A 6136-nucleotide genomic window follows, 5' to 3' on the forward strand; every position below is an offset into this window, starting at 1 on the left:
ACGAATCATCATGGCTGGCCGTGGCAGACGGACGGCGAGTCGCCTCCCTCTCATCTGGCGATCGATCCACCGCGGATTACCGTTGTCACGCCGAGTTACAACCAGGGCGATTTCCTTGAGCAAACAATCCGCTCGGTACTGCTGCAAAACTATCCGAATCTGCAGTACATCGTGGTCGATGGGGGCAGCACCGACCAAAGTCACGCCATCTTGGATCAGTACCGCGACCATCTCTCGGCACTCATTCGCGAACCCGATGAGGGACAATCCGACGCGATCGCAAAGGGACTCGCTCTCGCCGAAGGCGAATTCTTTAACTGGATCAACTCGGATGACCTGCTGATGCCCGGCACGCTTTGGGAAGTTGCCTCACGCTGCCCCCCCGCCGCTGACCTGTACACGTTCTCGGTCGAAGTGTTTGGAGACGACGTGCACCCGTATCTGATGCACAACCGCAACTTGTCTGCCACGGCGATGCTGCGTGCGGACCGCTACTCCTTTAGCCAACCCGGACTTTGGTTTCGCACAAAGTATGTTCAAGATTGCGGCGGAATTGACCGTAACTTGAACTATGGCTTTGATTGGGATCTACTGGTTCGCTATCTCGCCAAGCACCCTCGCGTCCACTATTCGGCGAGCGTCGGCGCCCGTTTCCGGCTCCATGAAGAGTCAAAAACGGTCGTCGAGTTCGGCAAAGACGACGAGGATGCCAATCGCTTCCTGCAAGAATCTGGACGGATCCGTGACAAATTGGAAGCGTCACTTAGCACGTCGCTGGCGAACGCGTCGCGATTGGGGCGATTGCGAGCCCCGTGGAACGATTGGCTCGTCAAAAATCTTGACGACCGAGATTCGTCTCCTTTGGTTTCCGCCAGCAAAATTGGCTGGCGTGCCCTCAAGCAGCCTCGCGTGACGTTCACATGGCGAACCGCGGGAACGATCCTTCGCTTGCTGTCGCGTTACGTTCGTCCGAAATCCTCAATCGGACAACGTGCTATGACACACCACTAACCCAGGCGACTGTCGTTCCGAGTCTCAGCTTGCGTCGCGGCCAAAATCACAAAGTCTCAAAATTTGTTACGATGTCGCTCGCGGTGCGTTACATCGAGCGTTCGACGACGCTTGGTACGGTACACGTCCGCGCCCTCGCCTACGTTTTTCCACGAGTCATAATCGATGCCAAAAACAACTCTCGCTTTGCTCCGGTCTCCCCTCGCTCGCTCGGTCCGACTTCTCCCCCTGCTTGCCTGCATCGCGGTTGCGTTAAGCGTACTGAGTTGCCCCTATGCCGCGATGGGGCAAGATTCATCCACCGCACAAGAAGAGACGATCCGCGAAACCACGGCTGAGAATACCGCTGGAGAGCCGGGCAAGATTGCGACGAATGAAGATCCTGTTGCGGAAGAATCCAGCGACAGCGAAAATGCGACCTGGATGCAGCGAATCGACACCGCGTTTGGAAAGTATGTCGTCGACAACGCTGCGGCCGTCATCTTTTACGATTTTGGCACAAAGGATCGGTTTGGCGTCAGCATTCCCTTTGTCGTGGTTTGGCTTTTTGCCGGCGGCGTCTTTTTGACGTTGCGGATGCGTTTTATTAACCTCCGCGCTTTTCGCCACGCCATCGACCTGATTCGCGGCATCTACGACACCCCCGATGAACCAGGCGAAGTGACTCATTTTCAGGCGCTCGCCGCAGCACTTTCAGCCACGGTCGGACTCGGCAATATCGCGGGGGTCGCGATCGCGATCGGAACCGGCGGTCCGGGGGCAACCGTGTGGATCATCCTGGTCGGCATCCTTGGAATGACCGCCAAGTTCACCGAATGCACGCTCGGTCAACTCTATCGCGTCACCGACGAGGATGGACACGTCCTAGGCGGCCCGATGAGATACTTACGCTATGGATTGAAGGACATCGGATTACCTGGGCTCGGCCGCGTGTTGGCGGTGGTTTTCGCGGTGCTATGCATTGGCGCGAGCTTCGGCGGCGGAAACTCTTTCCAAGTTGGTCAATCGCTCGAAGTGATCCAGGATGACATCCATATTCTGCAGGATCACCCTTGGATCTATGGACTGATCATGGCAGTCGCTGTAGGCATCGTGATCATCGGCGGCATCAAAAGTATCGCCGCCGTTGCAGGCAAGATTGTGCCGATCATGTGCACTGCCTATGTGATCGCAGCGCTTTACATCCTGGCGCTCAACGCGACCGAGGTCCCCGCCGCGATCAGCACGATTGTCAGCGAAGCGTTTTCGCTGAAAGCGGGGTACGGCGCCTTCCTTGGCGTGCTCGTCATCGGTATCAAACGAGCCGTATTCAGCAACGAAGCAGGGATCGGATCGGCCGCCATCGCTCACTCCGCCGCCAAGACCGACGAACCGGTCAGCGAAGGAATCGTGGCTCTGCTGGAACCCTTCATCGATACCGTCATGGTCTGCACCATCACTGCACTGGTGGTTGTCGTCACCGGCGTTTACGCCGCCCCCAACATGCAAGACGTGATCGCGAGCGATCAAGGAGCCCGACTGACACTCGAAGCCTTTGTCGTCGGGGGCCATGAATGGTTCCGCTACGTTTTGTTTGCGGCGGTCGTGCTGTTTGCTTACTCAACCTGTATTAGCTGGTCGTACTATGGCGAACGAAGCTGGGTTCAATTGTTTGGCGTTCGCACTTCGATCATCTACAAGCTACTCTTTCTAACATTCACGGTCCTCGGCTCGATCGTCACACGAGGCAACATTCTCGCGTTCAGCGATTTGATGATTCTAGGCATGAGCTTTCCCAACCTGCTGGGCGTCTTCCTACTGAGCGGCGTGGTCAAACGCCAACTTGATTCGTATTGGAAGAAGTATCAAAACGGCGAGTTTCCGAGAATGAAATAAACGGACTGCGGAAGGATCGCTCATGAATCGCGTTTGCATTATCAACGTCGTGGGATTGACGCCCGATCTGCTGCGGCACGCACCGAACGTCGCGGCGATCGGAACGTCATCCGCCTGGAAAAGTCCGCTGCCCGCGGTCACGGCGACCTCGCAAGCGACGATGTTGACGGGACTTGCCCCACGTGACCATGGCATCGTGGGCAACGGCTGGTATTACCGAGACACTCAAGAGGTGCGGTTTTGGCAACAAGCCAACTCGCTGGTCCAAGGTCCAAAGTTCTACGACGGCGTCGAAACCGCAAAGATGTTCTGGTGGTTCAACCAGTCATCGGGAGTTCGCTACAGTGCAACACCGAAACCGCACTACGGATGCGATGGATCCAAAATCTTTGACATCCTGGACCATACCGAGTGCGACCTGACGGCAAAGCTCGGCCCGTTCCCGTTCTTTACGTTTTGGGGACCCAATGCGGGACTGCCTTGCACACGCTGGATTGCCGATGCCACGGCGCTGGTGATGCGAGAGAAGCAGCCTGAATTGACGATGGTCTATCTGCCGCACCTGGATTACGATTTCCAGCGGTACCCGGACCACGACTCGCAACGTGTTCGCGAAGTCGACGAATGTGCAAAAACCGTGATCGACGCCGCCGCCGCGATCGATGCGCAAGTGGTGGTTGTTTCCGAGTACGGATTAGTTCCGGTGGACCAGCCGGTGATGATCAATCGCGAACTACGCTCCGAAGGCTGGCTCGGCGTTCGCAACGGACCGTTTGGCGAAATGATGATCCCGGGCGAATGCGACGCGTTCGCAGTTTGCGATCATCAACTGGCTCACGTCTACGTCGCACGTCCCGAGTTGATTCCAAATGTCAAAGCCAAACTGGAATCGGTCCCCGGGATCGATCGCGTCGTCGATCCGGCTGAAATCGAACTCGATCACCCTCGCAGCGGCGAGTTGATCGCACTGGCAAAACCCAATGCATGGTTTGCGTATTACTATTGGCTCGACGACCGCGACGCCCCCGATTTTGCTCGCACCGTCGACATTCATCGCAAACCGGGCTACGACCCCTGCGAATTATTTATGACGTCCAAGTTTCGCGCGATCCGTAAACTGATGCGAAAAAAGCTTGGCTTGCGTTACTCGATGGACGTGATTCCGCTGGATGCAACACTGGTGCGCGGCAGCCACGGGCTGTACCCACCCGCAGAAAAAGGCCCGCTGATCGTCGGCCCTGGCGAATTACCCAGTGACATGCGAATGTTCCCGAGTTACGTCAATCAGCTGCGTCGCGGATAGAGCGACGTTGAGTTCGTTGACGCTGCTGTGCCGGATCTTCGCTCCGCTGCGATCCGGCCTACAAATATGATCCGGCCTACCGCTAAACCGTCGGCGCCTCGACGGGAAAATGCTCGTCGACGATCCGGTAAAACTCTTCGGGCGTCGACACATTGGCAACCCCCGAGCGGAAATGACGTGCTCCGGGTTTTCCTTGGGCATAACAACAGGCGTACTTTCGCATCAGCACCGTGCCCTTCTCTTCGCCAAACCGATCGACCACCAATTGATAGTGTTTGAGCATCACGTCGCGTTGCTCGGCCATCGTGGGTTCGGCCGGAATCGGTTCACCCCGCAGCGCCGCGGCGGCTTGCGAAAACAACCACGGTCGCCCGAGACAAGCTCGTGCGATCATCACGCCGTCAACGTTGTATTTTTCAAACGCCGCCACGACCTTTTCGGCCGAATCGAGGTCTCCGTTTCCAATCAGCGGGATCGATTTGAGACGACTTTTGATTTCGCTGATCGTTTCCCAATCCGCATTGCCGCGAAACATGTCTTGCGCGGTCCGGCCGTGGACCGTCAGCGCGGCCGCCCCCGCTTCCTCGACCACCTTGGCAACATCGTTGCAGTTCACGTTGTCGCGCGTACAACCAAGGCGAATCTTGGCGGTGACCGGAGTCGGACTGCACGCTTTCACCAAATGGCTGATGATATCAAACATCCGACGTGGATCACGCAGCAGGTAGCTACCGCTGTGAGCCTTCTGCGTCACTTGGCGAACGGGACAACCGAAGTTGATATCCACCACGCTGACTCGATACTCTTCGGCCAATCGCTTGCCAACCTTGGCCATCGTTTCGGGATCGTTGTCCCAGATTTGGACCGCCAACGGACGCGGCTCTTCGGCCACGCCCCATAGTCGGTCGGGATGCTCGGCTTCGTTTTCATCCATCCACACGAAACCGCGAGCATTAACCATTTCGGTGGCCAACAGACCTGCGCCGCCAAAATCGCGAACGATTTGACGGAACGCAGCATTCGTGAATCCCGCCATCGGAGCTTGCAAAATAGGCGGATCGATGACGAGATCACCGATTTTTAACGGAGCAACCATAAACGTCGAGCGTTGAGGAAAGGGAGTCGCGAAACCGAGCAAGGACGCAATATCCTCGCTCTCTCAACCTCCACTTTACAAAGATATCGCTGCGAAGCGAATCGCCCCGCACAAATCTGCTAAACGCGAGGGGACAGCCGAACTCTCCTCCCTCAACTTACTGAGCTTGCTCGCCCCTTAGAACGACTTCGACCAGCTGGCGATAAAGGCGTAGTCGGTTTCAAGCTGGATTCCGTTCAGGTCCTGGCTAATCGTGGGCACAAACTCCGCGTTGAGATAGTGCCCGTTGTACAGATACTGAGCCCCCAGACCGAGGTTGTACCAGTAACCACCACGGAACTGCTCGACATTGGTGCTGATCAACGTGCCATTGGCGGCCGGATCCTGCCCATCGTACTCGGTCCGCCACAGGTGCTCACCCCGCAGCGAGACCGAAAGATTGTCGGTCAACAGCACGCTGGTCCAACTGTTAAAGCGAAATTCATCGCCGACGCTGTAGCCGCGATAGTTCTTTCCGATTGGTAGATCGGTTTGAAATTGAGCTCCCCAGCTGTACCAGTCGTGAAAGCGACGGTAGGTCAATCCGGGACGTGCATTGAAGGTACCGCTGCCTAAACGCATCGGGTACGGCAATGCCGTCGGCGATCCGGTCGGAGTCGAGGATTCGCGAAAGATATCGCCGGTGGGAACCGAACAACCGAGGTTGAAAATCCAATCTTGGCATTCATCACTGTAAACTCTCAGCAAGGCACCAAACGCCGTGTCACCGAAGCCACTGTTATGAGTGGTAAAATCGGTATAGTTTGATCGCGTGTGGTCCATCGTGATGCTGGGCAGCATCGCCATCGTGT

At 56.6% G+C, this 6136-nt stretch carries 5 protein-coding genes; 3 read left to right on the forward strand and 2 right to left on the reverse strand.

The features are described 5' to 3' along the window. The 3 genes from RMSM_RS10170 to RMSM_RS10180 form a co-directional block, all read left to right on the forward strand. Nucleotides 1–1011 (forward strand): glycosyltransferase family 2 protein (locus RMSM_RS10170; protein WP_144057539.1); only part of this gene is annotated, 1011 nt, incomplete at its 5' end. Nucleotides 1012–1176: 165 nt separating this feature from the next. Then, nucleotides 1177–2886: an alanine/glycine:cation symporter family protein gene (locus tag RMSM_RS10175; protein ID WP_201767019.1), complete on the forward strand. Its 1710-nt coding sequence runs from the start codon at nucleotides 1177–1179 to the stop codon at nucleotides 2884–2886. Between the two features lie 22 nt (nucleotides 2887–2908). Then, nucleotides 2909–4189, forward strand: coding sequence for an alkaline phosphatase family protein (locus RMSM_RS10180; protein WP_008695098.1), 1281 nt, complete (start codon nucleotides 2909–2911; stop codon nucleotides 4187–4189). Between the two features lie 82 nt (nucleotides 4190–4271). Here RMSM_RS10180 and dusB read toward each other — a convergent pair whose 3' ends face one another. Next, complete coding sequence (gene dusB / locus RMSM_RS10185) at nucleotides 4272–5285, reverse strand: tRNA dihydrouridine synthase DusB (protein WP_008695099.1); 1014 nt, start codon at nucleotides 5283–5285, stop codon at nucleotides 4272–4274. Between the two features lie 177 nt (nucleotides 5286–5462). Next, nucleotides 5463–6136, reverse strand: a 674-nt coding sequence (locus RMSM_RS10190) for a transporter (RefSeq protein WP_040765213.1), incomplete at its 5' end; no start/stop codon positions are given.

It is taken from the genome of Rhodopirellula maiorica SM1 (assembly GCF_000346295.1).
Classification (GTDB): Bacteria; Planctomycetota; Planctomycetia; order Pirellulales; family Pirellulaceae; genus Novipirellula; species Novipirellula maiorica.